This is a genomic window from Devosia aquimaris, assembly GCF_020169335.1.
In the GTDB taxonomy this organism is placed as follows: Bacteria; Pseudomonadota; Alphaproteobacteria; order Rhizobiales; family Devosiaceae; genus Devosia; species Devosia aquimaris.
The window spans coordinates 1,850,183-1,872,172 of the sequence record NZ_JAIEZN010000001.1 but is presented as its reverse complement, the minus strand read 5'-3'; the positions used below and the strand labels follow the sequence as shown (position 1 = coordinate 1,872,172).

Genomic DNA, 21,990 nt, shown 5'->3' with positions numbered 1-21,990 from the left:
ACTGGCTCGTCTGGACCTGCTCACGCCGCATCGCTGGCTCGCCTTGCGGCTGTGCGGTTGGACTGCGCAATGGGGTCAGCGAGATCGATGGCGTCCAGCAGCTGTGGCCGGGCGAAGTAGTAGCCCTGCACATTGGTGCAGCCGGCAGCCTGTAGAATGGCCAGTTGCTCAGCTGTCTCGACGCCTTCGGCGGTGACACGCATATTGAGCCCATGCGCCAGGCCGGTGATGGCGGCGACGATGGCGCGGCAATTGTGCTGGGTGGCCAGGTTGGCCACGAAGCTGCGGTCGATCTTGATCTTGGCAAAGGGCAGGCCGACCAGGTTGCTCAGCGAGGCATAACCGGTGCCGAAATCGTCCAGCACGATGCCGATGCCGCTGGCCTGCAGGGCCGTGAGAGTTGCGACCGATTCCGCGCCGGACAGGGCCACGGTTTCAGTGACTTCCAGCTCCAGCCGGGATGGGGGCAGGTTGGCGTCGGCGAGGGCGTTGGCGACGGCCTGGTCGAAGCCCGGCTTCTGAATCTGGGCCGGCGACAGGTTCACCGCCAGCGTATAGGGCTCCGGCCAGGTGGCCGCATCCCGGCAGGCCTGGCGAATGATCCAGTCGCCGAGCGCAACGATCATGCCGGTTTCCTCGGCCAATGGGATGAACTGGTCCGGGGGGACCATGCCGCGCAGCGGATGGCGCCAGCGCACCAGGGTCTCAAAGCCCGAGGTCTTCATCGTCGCCAGGTCGACGATCGGCTGGTAGTGGAGCACGAACTCCTCGCGCTGCAGGGCCAGCCGAAGGTCGAGTTCAAGCGCATGCTGATCCTGCACGGCCATGTCCATGCCGTCATGGAAGAAGCTGAACAGGCCGCGGCCGGAGGCCTTGGCGCGATAGAGCGCCAGATCGGCGTTCTTGAGCAATTGGGTGGCCTGCGTGCCATGCCGCGGCGCCGAGGCGATACCGATGCTGGTTCCCACGACCAGATCCAGCCCGTCGAGGCGAATGCCCGACGAGATGGCCTCAAGCAGGCGGGTGGCGAGCTTGCGCCCTTCCAGTTCGGCATCCTGGCGGACGCGCTGGATGATGGCGAATTCGTCGCCGCCCAGGCGCGCGGCCACATCGCCCGGCCCCAGCACGGCGACAAGGCGCCCGGCGGTGGTGATCAGCAGGTTGTCGCCACTGGCATGGCCGAGCGTATCATTGACCGATTTGAAGCGGTCCAGATCGAGCATCAGCACATTGAAGTCGTGGCCGTCGGCGAGACCGGCGACGGCCTCTTCGAGCGTTTTCATCAACAGGGCGCGATTGGGCAGGCCGGTTAGCGGGTCGTGATGGGCAACGTGCGCCAGTTCCACGGCCATGTCGCGGATATCGCGCAAATGGCCACGTTCCACCACGGCACCCCGCAGCTTTTCGATCGCGACGGCCAGGTCGCCGATCTCGTCGGTCCGATGCTGGAAGGGCGTGCGCTGGTCGGTTTGCTCGCTGGCGATGCGCAGCGTTGCGCGGATCAGCGCCGGGACGGGCTTGAACAGGCGGCTGGCAGCCAGGGTGCCGACCACAGTGGTCAGAATCAGCATGCAGACCAGGGCAACCAGCGAGTTGAACATCAGCTGGTCTTGCTGGCGCATCAGGGCCGATTGCCGTCCGACGCTGGTCACGACAGCGCCGAGCACGTCGCCATCCGGCGTCACGATCGGCAACAGGCCGGCATAGTAGTTCTCCCCGGCCACTGTGGTGAAGCCGGTGGCGAGGCGACCTGCCTTGCCCGCGCCGGCAAACAGAGGCGCATCCTGAGCCACCTCTGCGGGGCCGCCATCCGCGGCGCTGGTGCCGGCGATCAGCGCAAAGGTCTGCGTGGCCTGATCGAAACTGAAGATCCAGACGTCGTTCTTGGTCTGGGATGAAACCATGGTCAATACGTCGGCCGGGCTGAAGCCGGTGTAGAGGACGGACTCGTCATCGCCGATGGCACGTTCAGTGACGATGCGATTGACCTGGCCGGTGTTGTCGGCGTCCACGGCAATATAGGTATAGATGCTGCGCAGCGTCGCACTGGCGATCTGGATATTGGTGCGGGCGCGCTCGCGCCATTGTTCCTGGGCGGAGGAGGCGAAGATCTGCCAGCCGATGGCGGCGCCCAGGCAATAGGCGAAGATCACGCCGACCAGAAAGATGGTCGTGGTCTTGCCCAGCAGGGAATGCCGCCACGCGCGAAACACGCCAGCGGGCCCAGTGCCCTTGCGTGCCATTCTCTCGTCGCCGGAAGGCGCCGTCGAATGAACCGCTATGGAAGCGTGCGAAGTCTCTGTCATGGCTTCCCAGTTTGACCAAATTCAGTGCAGGGCAGACATTTGCCCGCAAAGTATCCGCCCAAAAACTTAACACCAAGTCATCTGTATTGAGTGCTATTGCGCGTAATGAATGACTGCTTATCAGTCACTTGCGATGCCCGGCCGTGGAGAATTCCGGGTGCACTCTGGTGCAGCGTCTGGCGCCAGAGTAGCGTGGCCGGCGCCGGTGCGCGACGCGGTTGACGGGCTGCGGCGGCCGATGACCAATGGCCCGGACGAGGACCTGTGGAGGGTGAGAATGAAGTTTCTGGCAGGACTGGCTCTTGGCCTGGCATGCATTGCGCCGGCGACCGCCAATGACACCTCGGCGGTGTTGACGACCGGCGGCCTCGATTTCGTGACCAATCTCGAGATTGCCATGCAGAGCGAGGAGCTCTTCATCTCCCAGGACGAGATCAAGGTGGTCTACGAATTCCGCAACGACAGCGGCAGCGACCAGTCCATCCTGGTGGCTTTCCCCATGCCGGACATTGTGCCGAACTTCTATTCGCCCATCGCCTTCCCGTCCGGGCCGGATGACAATCTGTTTGAGTTCGAGACCACTTTCGACGGCAAGCCGGTCAATGCGACGCTGCATGAATATGCCATTGCCCATGGGGTGGACCGCTCCGATGTGCTCAAGGAAATGGGCCTGCCGATCGTGCCGATCAGTGGCGTAACCCAGGCTGCCGTCGAGGCGCTGGACGCCGAGAGCCAGGCGCGGCTGCTGCATTTGGGAATGATCACGCCCGACGAATATGACGACGGGCAGGGCATGAAGAAGCACTATTTCCCGGGCTGGACCTATCGGGCGACCTATACCTGGGAAGCGACGTTCCCGGCGGGCGAGACGGTGACCGTCGTCCATCGCTACAAGCCCAGCGTGGGCGGTACCGTGGGTGTGTCGTTCCTTGGCGAGCCCTATGACAATTATGACCCTGCGCGGGAATACGCGACGAAATACTGTACGGACGACAGTTTCCTCAAGGCGATACGCAGCAAGCTCAAGAACCCCGACGAGCCCTGGTCGGCGCCCTATACCGAGAGCTGGATCTCCTACATCCTGACCACGGGCGGCAATTGGGCCGGCAATGGCATCGAGAAATTCCGCCTTGTGGTCGACAAGGGCGACCCCAAGAATTTCGTGTCCTTCTGCGGTGACAATGTCACCAAGACGGGTCCGACCACCTTTGAGATGACGGCGGAGAATTTCTGGCCCGACAAGGAGCTGGACATCCTCATTCTTAACTATAGTCCCGAGATGGACCAATAGGAGGGATGCCGACCGTGACAGGCTTGACTATCCGCCCCGCTGTGGCCGGCGATGCCGCGCAGATCGTCGCGTTCATCGCCGCCCTGGCGGAATATGAAAAGCTCAGCCACGAGGCCAAGGCAACCGAGGCGGACATTACGCGCGATCTCTTTGGCGCTGATCCCAAGGTGTTCTGCGAGATTGCCGAATGGGACGGCGAACCGGTGGGTTTTGCGCTCTGGTTCTATACCTATTCGACCTTCCAAGGCCGGCATGGCATCTGGCTGGAAGACCTTTATGTCGACCCCGGCCAGCGTGGGCGGCGGATCGGCAAGGCCCTGCTGGTGCATCTGGCGCGGCGCTGCGTCGCCGAGGGGCTGGGGCGTTTCGAATGGTGGGTGCTGGACTGGAACGAGCCATCGATCGACTTCTACAAGTCACAGGGCGGCGTGATGCAGGACGAATGGACCAAGGTGCGCGTTGACGGCGATGCCCTGCTGAAACTGGGGGCCGCATGAGCCCGCGCATAGCCATGATCGTCGGCGTGGCGGCCAATGGGGTGATCGGCAGCGACCAGACCATTCCCTGGCGCATTCCCTCGGACATGCAGTTCTTCCGTCGGACCACGATGGGCAAGCCGGTGGTCATGGGACGCAAGCAATACGAGACCGTGGGCCGGCCGCTGCCCGGCCGCACCAATATCGTCATCACGCGCCAGCCCGGCTATCAGCCCGAGGGGGTGATCGTGGTGCCGAGCATCGACGAGGCGCTCCAGCGGGCCAGGGCCGTGGCCGAAGCCGATGGTGTGGACGAGGTCATGATCATTGGCGGCGGCGAGATCTATGCGCAACTGATGGGGCGCGCCGACAGGCTCTATGTCTCCCATATCGAGCTGGCGCCAGCGGGCGATGTGCGCTTTCCTTCGATCGATCCGGCGGTCTGGGAAGTCATCGAGACGCCTGAGGTGACGCCGAGCGAAAAGGACGACGCGCCCTACCGCGTCAATGTGTACGCCCGCCGAACGCCTGCCGCGCATTGATCGTGTGTCCGGCTTACCTATATATGTCGGTACTGATGTTATAATTATCCGAAAGGGACGCGATGCCGTGGGAGAATAACGGAGGCGGAGGTGGCCGCAACAATGGCGGCCCCTGGGGGCAAGCACCCGGTGGCGGCGGTGGACCGCGACGGCCCGGCGGCAACACGCCCAATCTCGAAGATATTCTCAATCGCGGCCGCGACCAGTTCCGGGGCGGTTTGCCCGGTGGGCGCTGGGCGCTGATTGGCGGCGCATTGGCGCTGCTGGCGTTCTGGGGCATGAACAGCATCTACACCATCGACCCGCAGGAAGTGGGCGTGGAGCTGCGCTTTGGTACGCCCAAGCCGGAACTGTCTTTGCCGGGCCTGCACTTCCACCTGTGGCCGGTCGAAACGGTTGAGCGCGTGGTGACCACCGTCAACCAGACCCAGATCGGCGTGGCCGATGCCAGCGGCTCCGCGCGCAGCAATGCGTCCGGCGACGGGCTGATGCTGTCGGGCGACCAGAATATCGTCAATGTCCAGTTTTCGGTATTCTGGGCGATCAACGATCCCGTCCAGTATCTGTTCAACGTCCGCGACCAGGAATCCATGGTCCGCTTCGCAGCCGAAAGCGCGATGCGCGAGGTGGTTGGCCGCCGTCCGGCGCAGGACATCTACAGTGATGACCGTAGCGGCGTGTCGGCCGAGGTGCTCTCGATCACCCAGGCGATCCTCCAGAGCTATGGCCTGGGCGTCAATGTCAGCCAGGTGCTGATCGAAAACGCCGGCCCGCCGGCCGAAGTGATCGACGCGTTCAATGAAGTCCAGCGTGCGCGCCAGGACGAGACGCGCCTGCAGGAAGAAGCCCGCTCCTATGCCAATACGCTGCTGGGCGATGCCCGCGGTCGTGCGGCAGCCCTGCGTGAAGATGCCGCCGCCTACACCAACCGCGTGGTGCAGGAAGCAACCGGTGAGGCCGAGCGCTTCAACGCCGTCTATGCCGAATACGTCAATTCCCCCGAGGTGACGCGCAAGCGCCTGTTCCTGGAAACCATGGAAGAGGTGCTCGGCGGGTCCGAAAAGGTGCTGATCGAGAACGACCAGAACGGGCAGGGGGTTATCCCCTATCTGCCGCTGCCTGAGTTGCGGTCCGGCGCGCAAACCACTCAGACGACGGGGAACTAAGTCATGCAAAACCGTCTGATCATCATCGGCGTCCTCATCCTGGGCGCACTCTATGTGGTGTTCTCCTCGCTCTACATCGTGGACGAGCGCGAACAGGCCATTGTCATGCGCTTCGGCCAGATTACCGACGTGCACAAGGAACCGGGCATCTACTTCAAGGTGCCGACCGATATCGTGGACAGCGTGCAGATCATCGAGGATCGCCTGCTGCGCTATGACATTGCCAATATGCGCGTCCAGGTTTCGGGCAACGCCTTCTACCAGGTGGATGCGTTCCTGACCTATCGCATCTCCGACCCGCGCCTGTTCCGTGAACGTGCCACCGGCCAGTTGTCGGTTGCCGAAGATCGTATCGGCGCCAGCCTCGACTCCGCGCTGCGAGAGGTCTACGGCCTGCGCGAATTCAACGCTGCCCTGTCCGAGCAGCGTGCGCAGATGATGCAGGAAGTGCGCGACCTGATCCGTCCGGATCTGGCCGAGCTCGGCATTGACGTGGTGGACGTGCGCATCCTGCGCACCGATCTCGACGCCGATGTGTCGGCAACCACCTTCGAGCGCATGCGCGCCGAACGTCTGGCCGAGGCGGCGCTGCTGCGTGCCCGTGGCCAGGAACAGGCCCAGTCCCTGCGTGCTATTGCTGACCGCCAGTCGGTGGAAATCGTGGCCGCGGCAACCCGCGATGCGGAAATCATCCGCGGTACCGGTGACGCCGAGCGGAACCGTCTGTTCGCGGCGGCCTATGGACAGAACCCGGAATTCTTCGAGTTCTACCGCTCCATGCAGGCCTATCGGAAGGCGCTGCCGGGCACTGGCACCACCATGGTGCTGTCGCCGGAAAGCGAATTCTTCCGCTACTTCGGCTCCAACGGCACGCTGCCTGAGGCCACGCCAAACCCGGCTGCGCCGATCCAGCCGACAGCAACGCCGATGACGGCGCCGGCCGAGGCCGGTCCGGCTCTCGACGGGCTGGGCATCGAGGACACGGCTGCGCCGACCATGACGCTGCAGGATGGTTCGCAGCTGACGCCGACAGTGGGCACCGATGTGCCCGAGCCGGCCGAGGCCGAGCCGGTCCCGGCGCCTGAACCGGCGACGACGCCTGCCCAGTAAGCACGTCGACGCCAGACAGAAAAAAGCCGGCGCAGGGAACTGCGCCGGCTTTCTCATTTTAGGCGCTGGGCGCCTAGCGAACGATGTCTTCGTCGGTATAGCCCTGCAGATAGAGCAGGGCGGTCAAATCACCATGGTCGATGCGGATGCCGGCCTCGGCCGCGACCGCAGGCTTGGCATGCAGGGCCACGCCAAAGCCGGCAACACGGATCATGTCGAGATCATTGGCGCCGTCGCCGACGGCCATGGTGCGGCTCATGGGCAGGTTGCGCTCGGCGGCCAGGGCCTCAAGGCGCTGCCGCTTGGTGCTCTTGTCGACGATGGGCTTGGTGACGGTGCCGGTGAGCCGGTCGCCATCAAACTCGAGGACATTGGCGATCGCTTCGTCAAAGCCGATGCGCTTGGCAAAGAAGTCGGCAAAGAAGGTGAAGCCGCCCGACACCAGCGCGGTATAGGCGCCATAGGCCTTCATGGTCTGGATCAGCGCGCGGCCACCGGGGGCCAGGGTAATCTGTTCGCGGCGGACTTCCTCGATCACCTTGCGCTCAAGGCCCTTGAGCAGGGCGACGCGGGTGTCGAGGGCGGCTTCGAAATCCAGCTCGCCGCGCATGGCCCGGTCGGTGATCTCGGCAACCTGTTCCTTGATGCCCAGAGCGGCGGCCAGTTCGTCGATGCACTCCTGGTTGATCATGGTGGAATCCATGTCGGCCACGAGAACGGGTTTGCGGCGTCCTTCCGTCGGGACGAGCGCGGCGTCGACGCGGCGGGTACCGATCACCTGGCGCGCCAGATTGAGCGCATCGGTTGACTTCGGCTCGATGATCTCGCAGGCAATGCCGTGATTGAGCCAGTTGAGCTCACCACCGGTTTCCTCTACCACCGCCGCCGCCAGGGCAGGGTCGAGTTCGGAATCGGCGGGATCGGCGATAAGGCAGAGAACCGGCATGTGGTCTACTCGGGGAGGAAAAGGGTGAAAGGCCGCAGGCGCGCCGTCCTGATAGCGGGTCCGACTGCCAGCGGCAAGTCGGCGTTGGCGCTTGAGATGGCGCGGGCGCAGGACGCGGTGATCATCAACGCCGATTCCATGCAGGTCTATGACACGCTTTGCGTGATTACGGCACGGCCAGCGCCGCACGAAATGCTCCAGGCTGACCATCGGCTCTATGGCACGGTGCCGGCCGCAACGCGCTTCTCCACCGGCCAATGGCTGGATGAAGTGACCGCGATCATAGCCGACACGGGCGATGCGCCGCTGCTGTTCGTGGGCGGCACCGGGCTCTATTTCGATGCGCTGCTCAATGGCTTTGCCGATATTCCCGAGGTGCCCGAGGCGCTGACAATGGCGGTGCAGGCCGAGATTGCCGGGCTCGATGCGGCCGGGCGGCTGGCGCTGCTGCAGCAGGAAGATCCGCAGGCGGCGGAACGTCTCAAGGTGGCCGATCCGCAGCGGCTGATCCGCGCCATTGCCGTCAAGCGGGCGACGGGCCGGACATTGTCCAGCTTCCAGGATGACAAGCAGGCGGGCGTGCTCAACGATTTCGACGTCGAGCGCATGGTGCTCGATCCGGACCGCATGGTGCTGCGCCAGCGCATTGCGCAGCGCTTTGCAGCCATGATGCGCAGCGGCGCGGTGGAGGAAGTCGCGGCGCTGATGGCGCTTGAGCTCGATCCCGGCCTGCCGGTGATGAAAGCCATCGGCGTGCGCGAGATTGCCGACTGGCAGGCCGGCCGCCTGGCGGAATCGGAGGCGGTGACGCTGGCCACCATTGCCACCCAGCAATATGCCAAGCGGCAGCGGACCTGGTTCCGCAACCGCTTCGGCGATTGGCCGCGCCGCGTGCTGGTCTAGGTCCGGGCGCGCAACAGGCCCAGCCGCTCGCGCATGGCAAAGCGCGTCACCAGCACCACGGCCACGGCGGCGAGGCCCGCTGCCAGCCCGATCCAGATGCCCAGGCCCCGCCAGCCGACCACAAAGCCCAGCAGATAGCCGACCGGCAGGCCGACGACCCAATAGCCGATGATGGCGACCAGCATCGGGATCTTGGTATCGCTGAGGCCCCGCAGGGCGTGCGCAGCCACCACCTGGGCGCCATCGGCGATCTGGAACACGCCGGCAACAACCAGATAGGTCGCGGCCAGGACAATGGCGTTGGTATTGTCCGGCGAGCGTGGGTCGAGGAACAGCGAGACGATCCATGGACCCAGGGTGAGGAACAGCACGCAGGTCAGGGCCATGAAGCCGGTGCCCAGCGCCAGCCCGGTCCAGCCGGCCTTGCGGATGCCCTCGGGATCGCCACGGCCATAGGCGACGCCAACGCGCACCGTGGCTGCAATGCCGAGGCCCAGCGGCACCATGAAGGCCATGGAGGCCGTCTGCAGGGCCACGGCGTGGGCCGCCACCTCGTCGGTGCCGAGCAGGCCCATGAGCAAGGCTGCGGCAGTGAACAGACTCACTTCGGCCAGCACGGTCAGCCCGATGGGGGTGCCGATGCGGAAAATTTCGCGGAAGCGCGCCCAATCCGGCTTCCAGAAGCGGATCAGGATGTGGAAGCGCTTGAAGCGGCGGTGGCGCAGCACATAGGTCAGCATGGCCGCAAACATCAGGGCGTTGGTCAACACCGTGGCAACGGCCGAGCCTGCCAATTCGAGGCGTGGAAAGCCGAAATGGCCGAAGATCAAGACGTAGTTGACCGCGGCATTGAAGACGACGCCTCCCACCGTGATGACCAAAATGATGCGGGTGGAGTCAAAAGCCGACAGCAGCGAGCGCAATGCGGCAATGCCCAGGGCCGGGAAAAACATCCAGACGGCAATATGCACATAGCTCTCGGCCAGCGCCGTGGTGTCCGGGTTCTGGCCGAGCGCGGCAAAGATGGGTTTGACCTGCCAGAGGATGGGCACCAGCACCGCTGCAATGGCGATGGCAGCCCACAGGCCCTGACGGACCACGCGCCGCACCGCCTTGATGTCACGGGCACCGCGCGCCTGCGCCACCAGCGGCGATACCGCGCCGACAATGCCGAAGCCCAGCACCAGGAAGGGCATCAGGAAGGTGGAGGCCAGCGTGCCGCCAGCCAGAAACTGCGGCCCGAGCCAGCCCGTCATGATGACGTCAGTGGTGGTCAGGGCGTTCTGGGCCAGTTGGGCAATCACCAGCGGCCAGGCCAGGGCCAGTGTCGCGCGCAGTTCCTCGGCCCAGCTCAGGGCGACAAGGGGGCGTCGGGTCGCGCCTGCCGGCGCAACCTGTTCTTGCTCGATCATGATAAAATGTCCTACTCGCAACGAGATGCTCTAGCCGAATCTGCCCCGGGGTGGAAGGGCGGGCTGCCCAGTTGGACAAGGGACGGAAAGCGATGGCCGATACAGGCATGAACATTGGCCGGCGCGTAATGCTGGCCATGGCGGGGTTGACTGGCGCGATCGGCGTCATGGCTGCGGCCGCCGCGTCTCACACCGGGGAATCGCGCAATCTCGCGGCCATTGCGAGCGTGTGTCTGTCACACGGGCCGGCGTTGCTGGCCCTGGCGCTCTATGCCGGGTCGACGTGGCTGACGCGGGCCGGATTGCTGCTGGCGGCGGGGACGGGCCTGTTTGCGGCTGACCTGGCCACGCGCGAATGGCTGGGACACAGCCTGTTTCCACTGGCGGCGCCCATTGGGGGCGGGGCGATGATTATCGCCTGGGTTTTGCTGGCTTTTACAGCAATTGTGGCTGGCCGCCACAAAACCGGCTCTTTCTAGCGTGATGTGATTTGTTAATAAACAAGCAGTGGGGCAAGGTGCCCGGACTGTATTAACGGGAGTACCACCATGCACAAGATTTTGATCCTCGCCGCCACCGTTCTTTCCCTTGCTGCCTGCACCACCACCCAGCAGGGCGCTGCTGTCGGCGCTGGCGCCGGTGCCATTGTTGGCGCGGCCACCACGGGCACCGTGCTCGGTACTGCTGTGGGCGCCGGTGTTGGCGGTGTTGTCGGCGCTGCTGCCGGCAGCATGGTTGGCCGCGTTGATGGCAGCAACAATATCTGCGTGTACCAGCGCGCCGATGGCAGCCGCTACCGCGACACCTGCCCGCGTGGCTAAGACGGGCTCCGGCACGATGTTGTGTCGATGCCACACTAATTGAAGATGCGCCCGGCCTGGACAAGTCCCCAGGCCGGGCGTTTGCTTTGGGCCGTGAAACGTCTTGAATTTCTAGAAGATAGCCGCCATATTTTAGGCCTACGACACTGTCTCGTGCTATCTGAACGACCGGTCTGACCGGGAACTTGGCTATCTCCTGATTTGTGAATCGTTAGGCCGGACTTTTATCTGGTCCGTTTTCAACCGTTAGCCGCTGCAGCGGCGACCACTTCGTGAGGACTGAGTTCCATGGCTACCATCACCGGTACCGTCAAATTCTTCAACACCACCAAGGGCTTCGGCTTCATCTCGCCCGAGAACGGCGAGAAGGATGCTTTCGTCCACATCTCGGCTGTTCAGCGTTCGGGCCTGCAGGGCCTGTATGAAGGCGACAAGGTGACCTACGAGCTCGAGACCGGCCGTGACGGCAAGGTGTCGGCGACCAATCTGACCCTGCTCAGCTAAGATCCTCGATCTTCTGTTCAGCGCGTTCGAAGGGCCCCACGGGGCCCTTTTTTGTTGGCCCGGGCGTTGCGAGGGGGCATGGGATCACATCGACAGGCCGCAGCGAACAGTGCATGGTTTTGCCAATGAACACAGGGAGTCGCTTCGGCTGATGATGCGCGAATTTCTCAAGAACTGGAGCCCGGTGGTGGAGTCTGCCCCCGGCCTGCGCCAGGCGGGCGCCTTGCCCTATTCGATCGTCGATGGCCGCATGACCTTCCTGCTCATCACGTCGCGTCGAACCGGGCGCTGGATTTTCCCCAAGGGCGCCATCGAGCCTGGCATGACGGCGGCCGAAAGCGCCGCAATGGAGGCCATGGAAGAGGCCGGGGTCGCCGGGCAGATCGAGGACACGCCAATCGGCAGCTACCGCACCGGCAATGGCGTGAACGGCTCGGCACTGGTGGATGTGGACATCTATCCCCTGCGGGTGGAGTCCCAGCTCGAGGAATGGAAGGAAATGGGCCAGCGGCTGCGTCACTGGGCCGTCCTGCCCGAGGCGCGAAGGCTGTTGGCCGATCCATCACTGGGCCGACTGGTGGTGGCGTTGCACAATCGCGGCGTGCTGGCCTAGCGGACCAGCACGCGCAGAATAGCGAAAAGCATGGCGGACAGGGCGGCCGAGGCCGGCACGGTGATGACCCATGCCGCGACAATGCCCAGCACATGCTGGCGGCGCACCAGCAGGCGCCGCTCGCGCTTGCGCTCCATGGCCAGAGCGGCTTCGGGGGTAGCATTGAGCATGGCCGGATCGACGAACTTGGCGTGGACAGGCACGGCCGTCTGCTTGAGATCGCGCTGCGAGTGATATTCGCGCAGGAAGCCAACACCGAAGATGGCGCCCACAGCGATATGGGTCGATGACACCGGCAAGCCCAGGGCGGAGGCGGCGAGCACGGTGATTGCCGCTGACAGCGCCACGCAATAGGCGCGGATTTCGTTGAGCTTGGTGATCTGTTCGCCCACGGTGCGGATCAGCCGCGGGCCAAACAGGGCCAGGCCCAGCGAAATGCCGATGGCGCCGATCATCAGGACCCAAAGGGGCAGGGCGATGCCGGCCGCTTCCATGTGCCCGGTCTGCACCGTCAGCACGATGGCCGCGAAGGGGCCGATGGCATTGGCCACGTCATTGGCGCCGTGCGCAAAGGACAGGAGCGCCGCCGCCACGATCAGCGGCAGGCGGAACAGCTTGGCGATGTGCTTCTTGCGGTTTTCGATGTGCAGGGACTGATGGCGAACCATCGGCATGGCGATGATCCAGCCGACGATGGACATGCTGATCCCCAGCGTGACAACCACGGGCAGGCCAGGCTTCCAGACCCGGCTGAGGCCCTTGGTGGCCAGGTACATCGCGAAAACGCCGGTCATCAGCGCCACCAGCACGGGCACCCAGCGGCGTGCGGCGGAGATCTTGTCGACCCGCGTGGTGATGGTGTGCCGGATGATGTTGAGCAGGATGGCGGCGAATATGCCGCCCAAAACGGGGGAGATGGCCCAGCTGGCGGCGATCGTGCCCACCACAGGCCAGGCGACCGAGCCCAGGCCCGCGGCGGCGATGCCCGAACCGACCACGCCGCCAACCACGGCATGGGTGGTCGAGACCGGGGCGCCGATGATCGTGGCGAGGTTTGTCCAGAGCGCAGAGGCCAGGAGCGCCGCCATCATGACCAGGACAAAGGTTGATCCGTCCAGTTGTTCGCCGATGAGCAGGTCGCGCGCCACGGTGTTGACCACGTCGCCGCCGGCCAGCAGGGCGCCGCTTGCTTCGAATATCGCTGCAATGACCAGCGCTCCGCCCATGGTCAGGGCCTTCGAGCCGACTGCGGGGCCCATGTTGTTGGCCACGTCATTGGCGCCGACGTTGAGGGCCATGTAGCCGGCAATGGCTGCCGCGATGATGACCAGATAGCTCATCGGGCCGTCGGTGATGATAAACGCGGCCCAGACGGCGACTGCCAGCAGAAACACCAGCGCAATGCCGGGCGCGGCCAGCCTGCGCGAAAGATCGTGCGTCGCCGTTTCGAGACCGGAGACGCGCTGCAGATCCTTGTCGAGGACGCTCTTGTTCATCGTGGCATCACACCGTCACAAAACTGTCACCCGCGCCCTTAGCATTGTCTGGCGCCGAGGCCACGTGTTTTTGCGCCCTGGCAGACGTCCTCCACGAAAAACCGGTATGGGAACGCCACACAACCGGCCTCGATCGGGGCGCAAGATGGAAATGCGGTTGCGGACCGGCAGGCCTTGACAGCTTTGCGCCATTGCTCCTATCAATGCGCCCAGAATTTTTTGTTGGAGAGGTCCCGTGCGGGCACTCATTCTCGTAGTAAGCAGGCGCATCGGCAACGTGGGATAACATCCCGCGCGATAGCTGGTGCGCCGAAAACAGGTCCCGAACGGGGCCTTTTTTATTGCCCGGTTTCCACCGCGACGAGACTGGGTCAAGTCAATGGACTGCAAGGAAGGAACGATAACAATGGCCGAGAAGATGACCGGCGCCGAGATGGTGATCCAGGCGCTGAGCGATCATGGGGTCGAGCATATTTTCGGCTACCCCGGTGGCGCGGCTCTCCCCATCTATGACGCGATGTTTCAGCAGGATCAGGTCCAGCATATCCTGGTGCGGCATGAGCAGGGCGCGACCCATATGGCCGAGGGCTATGCCCGCTCGACCGGCAAGCCGGGCATCGTCCTGGTGACGTCGGGGCCGGGCGCGACCAATGCGGTGACCGGGTTGACCGATGCGCTGATGGACTCCATCCCGATGATCTGCATCACCGCCCAGGTTCCCACCACGCTGATCGGCACCGACGCCTTCCAGGAATGCGACACCGTCGGCATCACCCGCAGCTGCACCAAGTACAATTATCTGGTCAAGCGCATCGAAGACCTGCCGCGCATCATGCACGAGGCCTTCCTGATCGCCACCACGGGCCGCCCCGGCCCGGTGGTGATCGACATTCCCAAGGATGTGCAGTTCGCGCTGGGCGACTACTACAAGCCCGACATGGAAACGCTGCGCCACCAGAGCTACCGTCCGCAGATGGATGGTGACAGCGCCGCCATCGAGGCTGCCGTTGACCTGATGCTCAAGGCCGAACGGCCGATCTTCTATACCGGTGGCGGCGTGATCAATGCCGGTCCCGAGGCGTCCGATCTGCTGCGCGAACTGGCCGAGCTGACGGGCTTCCCGGTCACCTCGACCCTGATGGGCCTGGGGGCCTTCCCGGCGTCCAATCCGCAGTGGATGGGCATGCTGGGCATGCACGGCACCTACGAAGCCAATCTGGCGATGCACGATTGCGACGTCATGATCAACATCGGCGCGCGCTTTGACGACCGTATCACCGGCCGCATCGACGCCTTCTCGCCGCACAGCCGCAAGATCCATGTCGATATCGACCCCAGCTCGATCAACAAGGTCGTGCGCGTCGACGTGCCGATCATCGGCGATTGCGCGCGCGTGCTCTCGGAAATGGTGCGCGTGTGGCGCAGCAAGACCAACCAGCCGCGCACCGAGGCCATCGCGCCGTGGTGGAAGCAGATCGAGAAGTGGCGCGCGGTCAATTCGCTCGGCTACAAGAACTCGGACACCACCATCAAGCCGCAATATGCCATCGAGCGTCTCTATGAGGCGACCCGCAAGCAGGCCAAGGATGTCTACATCACCACCGAAGTTGGCCAGCACCAGATGTGGGCGGCCCAGCACTTCCACTTCGACAAGCCAAACCGCTGGATGACCTCGGGCGGGCTGGGCACCATGGGCTATGGCCTGCCGGCCGCCGTCGGCGTGCAGGTGGCCCATCCCGATGCGCTGGTGATCGACATTGCCGGCGAGGCCAGCGTGCAGATGACCATGCAGGAGCTGTCCACGGCCGTGCAGTACCGCCTGCCGATCAAGGTGTTCATCCTCAACAACGAGCGCATGGGCATGGTGCGGCAGTGGCAGGATCTGCTGCATGGCAGCCGCTATGCACATTCCTATTCGGAATCGCTGCCTGACTTCGTCAAGCTGGCCGAAGCCTATGGCGGCAAGGGCATTCGCTGCGAAAGCCCGGCAGAGCTCGATGCCGCGATTGCCGAAATGCTCGACTACGACGGCCCGGTGCTGTTCGACGTCATCGTGGAAAAGGACGAGAACTGCCTGCCGATGATCCCGTCGGGCAAGCCGCACAATGAAATCATCCTGCCCGATACGGCCAATATCGGGGACATCATCGACGAGAAGGGACGGCAGCTCGTCTAGGGCGCTGCAGGGAGAACAGACATGAACGCACATCTGCAGCCTACGGGTTCGGCCTATTTCCTGACCAAGGAAACCCAGGAGATCGAGCGCCATACCCTCTCGGTGCTGGTCGACAATGAGCCGGGCATTCTCGCCCGGGTCGTCGGCCTGTTCTCGGCGCGCGGCTACAATATCGAGAGCCTGACTGTCAGCGAGACCGAACACGGCCGGCGACTTAGTCGCATCACCGTTGTCGTGATTGCCACCCCACGGGTGCTGGTGCAGATCAAGCTGCAGCTCGAGCGCCTGGTGCCGGTGCACAAGGTGCATGACCTGACGGCCGAGGGCGCCTCGCTTGAGCGCGAACTGGCGCTGATCAAGGTGGCCGGCTCGGGCGACCATCGCGCCGAGACGCTGCGCCTGGCCGATGCCTTCCGCGCCCAGATCGTGGATGCGTCGGTTGAGAGCTTTGTGTTCGAGGTGACCGGCAAGCCGGCCAAGATCGACAGCTTCATCGCGCTGATGCAGCCCCTTGGGCTTGTTGAAGTGGTGCGCACGGGCCTGGCGGCCATTTCGCGCGGCCCGCAGGGCATGTAGTCTATCTTGCGAACGGCGGTACCCTATTGGCGCCGCCGTTCGTCCTTTGCAGCGCATTCGATTCAAAGACGCCCGGCGATTGCACGAAAGCCTCCATGTCTATGGCCTAGCGTGCAATCATCGATTGCGATGGCCACCATCAAAAATGCTGGTTGGGTCCGGAGGAGCTGGTGGTGTAGTGATCTCCCGTTTGCAAAGGCGGTGTGCTCATGACCCTGTTGTCCGTCAATCTCAATGCGGTCGCGCAACTGCGCAATCGTCGTGACCTGCCCTGGCCCAGCGTGGTTGGCATCGCCCGTGTCGTTCTTGACGCAGGCGCGAGCGGCATCACCGTGCATCCCAGACCTGATGAACGCCACATTCGCCGCACCGACGTCTTCGATCTCGCAGCGCTCCTGGCCAGCGAATATCCCCATGCCGAGTTCAATATCGAGGGCTATCCGTCCGACGAGTTCATGGCGCTGATTGCCGAAGTCCGGCCGCATCAGGCTACGCTGGTGCCCGACAGTCCTGAGCAGCCGACGTCGGACCATGGCTGGGATTTCCGTGGGCAGACCATCCTGCTGGCGCGGGCCGTGCAGGCCCTCAAGGCCAGCGGCGCCCGTGTCTCGCTGTTTTGTGATCCCGATGCGGGCGCGGCCGGCGTCACCGCGGCCAAGGCTACGGCCGCCGATCGCATCGAACTTTATACCGGTCCCTATGGCGGCTGCTATGCCGATCCAGACCGGGCTGAATATGAGCTGGCTGCCCTGGCGGAGACGACCCGCGCTGCCCATGCCGTCGGGCTGGGGGTCAATGCCGGGCACGATCTGACACTGGCCAATCTGCCGGCCTTCCAGGCGGCGGTGCCCGGTGTCGAAGAAGTGTCCATCGGCCACGGATTGACGGCAGATGCCTTGCTGATGGGGTTCGGCCCGGCCGTGAAAGCCTATATCGCCGCCTTGCAGTAAATGCCGCGGCCCCATCGCCGGTTCGTCGCAGCCTGATTGGTGCGCCGCGATGAACAGTGCGTTAGCTGGTTGTGGCTAGCCGGTCCAATGCCCAGGCCTTTCCACCCTTCTGACGCAAAAATCCCATATTTCTCCTATGGTTACATAGCTGTGACCTAGGCAGGCAACTGTTGCCGCACCACAGTTTCGTGCCCCCTTGCGACAAGTCTTCTGGGTCACTTATATCGCCTCAGTTACGATTTGTTACCAAGGAGGGCTTCAATGTCCAAACTCAAGATTGGCGTCATCATCTCGTCCACCCGTCCGACCCGCTTCGGCGACAAGCCGGCACAGTGGATCCTGGAAAAGGCCAACGCCAATCCCAATATCGAAGCCGAGATCGTTGATCTGCGCGACTTCAACCTGCCGTTCTTTGACGAAATGGCGTCCAATGCCTGGATGCCCTCGCAGAACCCGCAGGCCGTTGCCTGGCAGAAGAAGATCGGTGAGTTCGACGGCTTCATCTTCGTGATCGCGGAATACAATCGCTCGATCACCGGCGCCCTCAAGAACGCCCTCGATCAGGCCTATGTCGAGTGGAACAAGAAGGCCTTCGGCATCGTCGGCTACGGCACTGTTGGCGCTGCACGCGCTGCCGAGCACCTGCGCGGCATCGGCGTTGAGCTGCAGATGGTCTCGACCCGCTCGGCCGTCCACATCGGTGGTGCCGACTTCTTCGCCGTCCATCCCCTTGGCCAGCAGAACAAGCCGATCTCGGAGATCGAAGGCTCGATCGGCGCCGGCGCCAACGACATGCTCGAGCAGCTGGTCTGGTGGGGCAATGCCGCCAAGGCAGCCCGCGCTGCCGACGCCAAATAAGCTTACGAAGACCTCCAAGTCTCGTTTACCAGCAGGGGTCGTCCGCAAGGGCGACCCCTGTTGGTTTGGTCATTGTGGACGCTAGCGGTTGTGTGAGACGGTCTGGGGGTGTATAGCCGCCCCCGCCTTTACCAAGAGAGCACCGGGTTCATGACGCAGACGAATTCGGCCGACGATAAAGTCGGCGTCGATGCGAGCCACGAAAACAGCCACGCCCATTCCAACAAAGACCTGCCGCTGCTGGCGCTGGGCGCTATTGGCGTGGTGTATGGCGATATCGGTACCAGCCCGATCTATGCGTTCCGCCAGGCGATGCATGTGCGCCCCGGCGCGGCCGAGAGTACAACCGAGATTCTGGGCCTGCTCTCGCTCATCGTCTGGGCGCTGACCCTGACCGTGGCGATCAAATATGTGTTCTTCGTCACCCGGGCCGACAACAACGGGGAAGGCGGCACGCTGTCGCTGATGGCGCTGGCGCGCAAGACTTTCACCAATCCGCCTGTATGGATCATGGTGCTCGGCGTCATGGGCGCCGCCATGTTCTATGGCGATGCCATCATCACGCCGGCCGTGTCGGTGTTGTCGGCCGTCGAGGGCCTGCGCCTGGTGGCGCCCGGCATGGAGCGCTGGGTGGTGCCCATTACCCTGGTCATCATCCTGGGCGTCTTCTTCGTGCAGCGATTCGGCACCGCCAAGGTGTCGATCGTGTTCGGCCCGGTGACGGCGGTGTGGTTCCTGACCCTGGGCTTTTCCGGCCTCGTGCACATCGTGGGCAATCCCACCGTGCTGCTGGCGATCAATCCGCTGCTGGGCCTGGAGTTCCTGTTCACCCACATCGGCATCGCCTTTGTGGTCATCGGCGCCATTTTTCTGGCTGTTACCGGTGCCGAGGCCCTCTACGTCGATCTGGGCCACTTTGGCCGCAAGCCGATCGTGCTGGCGTGGTTCGGCCTGGTGTTTCCGTGCCTGCTGCTCAACTACTTCGGCCAGGGTGCGTTTGTGCTGGATGTGGGCGTGCACAATGTGGAGAGCCCGTTCTTTGAGATGCAGCCCGAATGGGCGCTGTTGCCCTTCGTGATCCTGGCGACGCTGGCCACCATCATCGCCAGCCAGGCCGTGATCTCGGGCACCTACAGCCTCACCCAGCAGGCCATCGCCCTCAACATGCTGCCGCGCATGATGGTGCTGCACACCTCCGAGACCCAGAGCGGCCAAGTCTACATGCCGCAGATCAACACCATGCTGATGATCGGCGTGCTGATGCTGGTGCTGGCCTTTGGCAGCTCCGATGCGCTGTCGAACGCCTATGGCATTGCCGTGTCGGGCGTGATGCTGGTGACCCTGTCGCTGCTGGTCGTGGTGATGTGGCGCAACTGGAAGTGGCACCCCGCCGCTGTGATCGCCTTTGGCGTGGTCTTTGCCGCCATCGACGGCAGTTTCTTTACGGCCAATGCCTCCAAGCTCTTCCAGGGCGGTTGGGTGCCGGCCGTTGTCGCGGCCGTGGTATCGCTCATCATGTGGAGCTGGATGTCCGGCCGTCGCCGCCTCGCCGAAAAGACCCGGCGTGACGAAGTGCCGCTGCAGTTCCTGGTCGATAATCTGTCCAAGAAGAAACCAACCCTCGTGCCGGGCACAGCCGTGTTCCTGACCAGCGACATCGAGGGCGCGCCGACTGCACTGCTGCACAGCCTCAAGCACTACAAGGTGCTGCATGAGCAGAACGTGATCCTGACCGTGCGCACGTCAGCCTCGCCGCGTGTGGCCGACGACGAGAAGGTCACCATCGATTCCTACAACGAGTTGTTCAGCCGCGTTGTGGTGACCTTTGGCTATATGGAAACGCCCAATATTCCCAAGGCTCTGGCCCTCGGTCGCAAGCTGGGCTGGAAGTTCGACATCATGTCGACCTCGTTCTTCCTGTCGCGCCGATCCCTCAAGCCAGGTCCCAAGCCCGGCAATCCGCTGCGGTTCTGGCAGGACCGGCTGTTCACGCGCCTGGCCAAGAACGCCAGCGACGCGACAGAATATTTCCACATTCCGACCGGTCGGGTGGTCGAGATTGGCACGCAGGTGGTGCTGTAGTCCCCGGCGGGGGCTACTTGACCATGTCTGGGCAGAGGTAGGGAACGCTGGCGGTGGTGTAGCGCAATTCCTGCACTTCACTGCCCAGCTTGAGGTTGAGCACCAGTTCGGTGGCGCTGAGGCTGGCGATGTCGGCATTGATCGTCATGCCATCCTCGTCCCAGCTGATCGCTGAATCAGACACCTGCTGCCACTTGGAGAGGCGATAGGTCTCCCAGCAGCTGTCGCTGACCAGTGTGCCGTCGGCGAGGAAGATCTGCATCGGGCCGGGCTGACCGGCGTCCGCATTGGCCTGCACCCAGACCTTGTTCAGCAGTGGATTGGCATTGTCGCTGTCGTCATCATTGATGTCGTCTGCGTCCTGGCTGTCCTGCGCGATGGTCGGCACAACCGTGGCTGCACCAACCCCCCAGCAGGTCAACAAAGCGATGATAGCAGCCTTGGTATCCATGCAACACACTCCCTCGTGCATCATCCAGCTGGTGACTGAATCGTCTTCAGACAAGTCTCGGTGGGCAAAGCGGCAAGATTGCGTTGCCCGAAGATCACATTTCGGCAGGGCTGGGGCCGGCGCGAACGCCGGCCCGCTGACTGTCAGGCCTTGGCAAACTGCCGCAGGCCGAGCGAGCGGTCGCGGCTGCTGACCCGGTCGGTCTGCACCGGCCAGAGGTCATAGCTGGTCGCGCCAAGTTCGTGGTTGGCGTGGACGGCCCAGTTCGGGTCGTCCAGGGCGCCTCGCGCCAGGGCGACGAAATCGGCATCGCCCTTGGCAACAATATCTTCGGCGCCCTGCGGATCGCCCAGCAGGCCAACCGCCATGGTCGGGATGTCGGCACCATCGCGCACCGCACGCGACAGGGGCACCTGGTAATTCTCGATCGCTTCGATGCGGGCGCCGTCGAAGCCACCGCTCGAGCAGTCGATCGCGTCGACGCCACGCGCCTTGAGTTCGCGCGCCAGCGCCACGCTGTCTTCGACCTGCCAGCCTTCAGGGTGCCAGTCGGTCACCGACAAGCGGGCGAGAAGGGGCTTGTCCATCGGCCAGACGGCACGCACCGCCTCGGCCACTTCGAGAACGATGCGCATGCGGTTCTCGCGGCTGCCGCCATATTCGTCCGTGCGTTTGTTGGCCAGCGGCGAGAGGAACTGGTTGAGCAGGTAGCCGTGCGCCGCATGGATCTCGACGGTGTCGAAGCCGGCCTGGTTGGCGCGGACGGCGGCAGCGGCAAAGGCATCGACGACTGCCTTGATCTCGGCCTTGTCGAGCGCGTGGGGCACCTGGTAGTCGGGATTGTTGGGATCATGGGAGACGGCGCTGGGGGCGACAGGCGTCCAGTGCTCATAGGCCACGGCGGCGCGCTCGGCCTCGGTCATGTTGGGGATGTCGTTCCAGCTCACCGGCGTCGAGGCCTTGCGGCCGGCATGGGCCAGCTGGATACCGGCAGCGGCGCCCTGGCTGTGCAGGAAGTCGACGATGCGGGCGAGGGGCGCGATCTGCTCGTCCTGCCACAGGCCGAGATCGGCATAGGAAATGCGGCCCTCGGCCGTCACGCCGGTTGCCTCGAGAATGACCAGGCCAAAGCCGCCGATGGCGAAGCGCCCGAGATGGACCAGGTGCCAGTCATTGGCCACGCCGTGCCGGGCAGAGTACTGGCACATGGGGGCGACAACCGTGCGGTTGCGCAGCGTGAGGCCACGCAGCGTGGCAGGCGAGAACAATACGGACATAAAGACGCTCGATTGGTTGCGGCGGAAGAATTGA

Annotated in this window: 21 protein-coding genes; 15 read left to right on the top strand and 6 right to left on the bottom strand. The window is 63.8% G+C overall.

What is annotated here, in order from left to right:
* Positions 1 to 20: 20 nt before the first annotated feature.
* Positions 21 to 2,243, bottom strand: coding sequence for a putative bifunctional diguanylate cyclase/phosphodiesterase (locus K1177_RS09020; protein WP_224702967.1), 2,223 nt, complete (start codon positions 2,241 to 2,243; stop codon positions 21 to 23).
* Positions 2,244 to 2,583: 340 nt separating this feature from the next.
* On the opposite strand from K1177_RS09020, the gene K1177_RS09015 reads away from it, so the two are divergent.
* The 5 genes from K1177_RS09015 to hflC all read left to right on the top strand — a co-directional run bounded on the left by K1177_RS09015 (position 2,584) and on the right by hflC (position 6,891).
* Positions 2,584 to 3,597, top strand: a complete 1,014-nt coding sequence (locus K1177_RS09015) for a DUF4424 domain-containing protein (protein ID WP_224702966.1) — start codon at positions 2,584 to 2,586, stop codon at positions 3,595 to 3,597.
* 14 nt (positions 3,598 to 3,611) lie between these two features.
* Positions 3,612 to 4,094: a GNAT family N-acetyltransferase gene (locus K1177_RS09010; protein ID WP_396119822.1), complete on the top strand. Its 483-nt coding sequence runs from the start codon at positions 3,612 to 3,614 to the stop codon at positions 4,092 to 4,094.
* Complete coding sequence (locus tag K1177_RS09005; protein WP_224702964.1) at positions 4,091 to 4,615, top strand: dihydrofolate reductase; 525 nt, start codon at positions 4,091 to 4,093, stop codon at positions 4,613 to 4,615. Before K1177_RS09010 ends, K1177_RS09005 begins: the two co-directional genes overlap by 4 nt.
* A gap of 62 nt (positions 4,616 to 4,677) precedes the next feature.
* Entirely contained in the window at positions 4,678 to 5,781 is a 1,104-nt protein-coding gene (gene hflK / locus K1177_RS09000; protein ID WP_224702963.1) for an FtsH protease activity modulator HflK, read from the top strand.
* 3 nt (positions 5,782 to 5,784) lie between these two features.
* Positions 5,785 to 6,891 (top strand): protease modulator HflC, encoded by a 1,107-nt coding sequence (gene hflC, locus K1177_RS08995; protein WP_224702962.1) that lies wholly within the window; start codon positions 5,785 to 5,787, stop codon positions 6,889 to 6,891.
* Between the two features lie 73 nt (positions 6,892 to 6,964).
* Here the strand turns inward: hflC and serB are convergent, their stop codons facing one another.
* Positions 6,965 to 7,837, bottom strand: a complete 873-nt coding sequence (gene serB / locus K1177_RS08990) for a phosphoserine phosphatase SerB (RefSeq protein ID WP_224702961.1) — start codon at positions 7,835 to 7,837, stop codon at positions 6,965 to 6,967.
* A 24-nt stretch (positions 7,838 to 7,861) separates the two neighbouring features.
* Here serB and miaA point away from each other — a divergent pair, with 24 nt between their 5' ends.
* The gene (gene miaA, locus K1177_RS08985) at positions 7,862 to 8,740 is read left to right on the top strand and encodes a tRNA (adenosine(37)-N6)-dimethylallyltransferase MiaA (protein WP_224702960.1); all 879 of its coding nucleotides are present in this window, start codon (positions 7,862 to 7,864) and stop codon (positions 8,738 to 8,740) included.
* Here the strand turns inward: miaA and K1177_RS08980 are convergent.
* Positions 8,737 to 10,152 (bottom strand): MATE family efflux transporter, encoded by a 1,416-nt coding sequence (locus K1177_RS08980; protein ID WP_224702958.1) that lies wholly within the window; start codon positions 10,150 to 10,152, stop codon positions 8,737 to 8,739. The genes miaA and K1177_RS08980 overlap by 4 nt on opposite strands.
* 128 nt (positions 10,153 to 10,280) lie before the next feature.
* Here K1177_RS08980 and K1177_RS08975 point away from each other — a divergent pair, with 128 nt between their 5' ends.
* From K1177_RS08975 to K1177_RS08960, 4 genes are all read left to right on the top strand, one after another.
* A complete protein-coding gene (locus K1177_RS08975; protein WP_224702956.1) occupies positions 10,281 to 10,631 on the top strand; it encodes a DUF423 domain-containing protein in 351 nt (116 codons plus the stop codon).
* 69 nt (positions 10,632 to 10,700) lie between these two features.
* The gene (locus tag K1177_RS08970; RefSeq protein ID WP_224702954.1) at positions 10,701 to 10,973 is read left to right on the top strand and encodes a glycine zipper domain-containing protein; all 273 of its coding nucleotides are present in this window, start codon (positions 10,701 to 10,703) and stop codon (positions 10,971 to 10,973) included.
* Positions 10,974 to 11,261: 288 nt separating this feature from the next.
* Complete coding sequence (locus K1177_RS08965; protein WP_035101027.1) at positions 11,262 to 11,477, top strand: cold-shock protein; 216 nt, start codon at positions 11,262 to 11,264, stop codon at positions 11,475 to 11,477.
* A 151-nt stretch (positions 11,478 to 11,628) separates the two neighbouring features.
* The gene (locus tag K1177_RS08960) at positions 11,629 to 12,090 is read left to right on the top strand and encodes an NUDIX hydrolase (RefSeq protein WP_224702953.1); all 462 of its coding nucleotides are present in this window, start codon (positions 11,629 to 11,631) and stop codon (positions 12,088 to 12,090) included.
* On the opposite strand, the gene K1177_RS08955 is transcribed toward K1177_RS08960, so the two are convergent.
* Positions 12,087 to 13,586 carry an inorganic phosphate transporter gene (locus K1177_RS08955; protein ID WP_224702952.1) on the bottom strand — a complete coding sequence of 500 codons (1,500 nt, stop codon included), beginning with the start codon at positions 13,584 to 13,586 and terminating at the stop codon, positions 12,087 to 12,089. The two genes, K1177_RS08960 and K1177_RS08955, sit on opposite strands and share 4 nt — an antisense overlap.
* A 406-nt stretch (positions 13,587 to 13,992) precedes the next feature.
* Between K1177_RS08955 and K1177_RS08950 the strand changes: the two genes are divergently transcribed.
* The 5 genes from K1177_RS08950 to K1177_RS08930 all read left to right on the top strand — a co-directional run bounded on the left by K1177_RS08950 (position 13,993) and on the right by K1177_RS08930 (position 20,228).
* Positions 13,993 to 15,762 carry an acetolactate synthase 3 large subunit gene (locus K1177_RS08950; protein WP_224702951.1) on the top strand — a complete coding sequence of 590 codons (1,770 nt, stop codon included), beginning with the start codon at positions 13,993 to 13,995 and terminating at the stop codon, positions 15,760 to 15,762.
* Positions 15,763 to 15,783: 21 nt separating this feature from the next.
* Complete coding sequence (gene ilvN / locus K1177_RS08945; protein ID WP_224702950.1) at positions 15,784 to 16,338, top strand: acetolactate synthase small subunit; 555 nt, start codon at positions 15,784 to 15,786, stop codon at positions 16,336 to 16,338.
* A gap of 209 nt (positions 16,339 to 16,547) precedes the next feature.
* Positions 16,548 to 17,288 (top strand): pyridoxine 5'-phosphate synthase, encoded by a 741-nt coding sequence (locus tag K1177_RS08940; protein WP_224702948.1) that lies wholly within the window; start codon positions 16,548 to 16,550, stop codon positions 17,286 to 17,288.
* 261 nt (positions 17,289 to 17,549) lie between these two features.
* Entirely contained in the window at positions 17,550 to 18,146 is a 597-nt protein-coding gene (locus K1177_RS08935) for an NADPH-dependent FMN reductase (protein WP_224702947.1), read from the top strand.
* A 150-nt stretch (positions 18,147 to 18,296) separates the two neighbouring features.
* A complete protein-coding gene (locus K1177_RS08930; protein WP_224702946.1) occupies positions 18,297 to 20,228 on the top strand; it encodes a potassium transporter Kup in 1,932 nt (643 codons plus the stop codon).
* Positions 20,229 to 20,241: 13 nt separating this feature from the next.
* Here K1177_RS08930 and K1177_RS08925 read toward each other — a convergent pair whose 3' ends face one another.
* Both K1177_RS08925 and K1177_RS08920 read right to left on the bottom strand, forming a co-directional pair.
* Positions 20,242 to 20,679 (bottom strand): hypothetical protein, encoded by a 438-nt coding sequence (locus K1177_RS08925; protein ID WP_224702945.1) that lies wholly within the window; start codon positions 20,677 to 20,679, stop codon positions 20,242 to 20,244.
* 143 nt (positions 20,680 to 20,822) lie between these two features.
* Entirely contained in the window at positions 20,823 to 21,956 is a 1,134-nt protein-coding gene (locus K1177_RS08920) for an NADH:flavin oxidoreductase/NADH oxidase (RefSeq protein WP_224702944.1), read from the bottom strand.
* Positions 21,957 to 21,990: the final 34 nt, after the last annotated feature.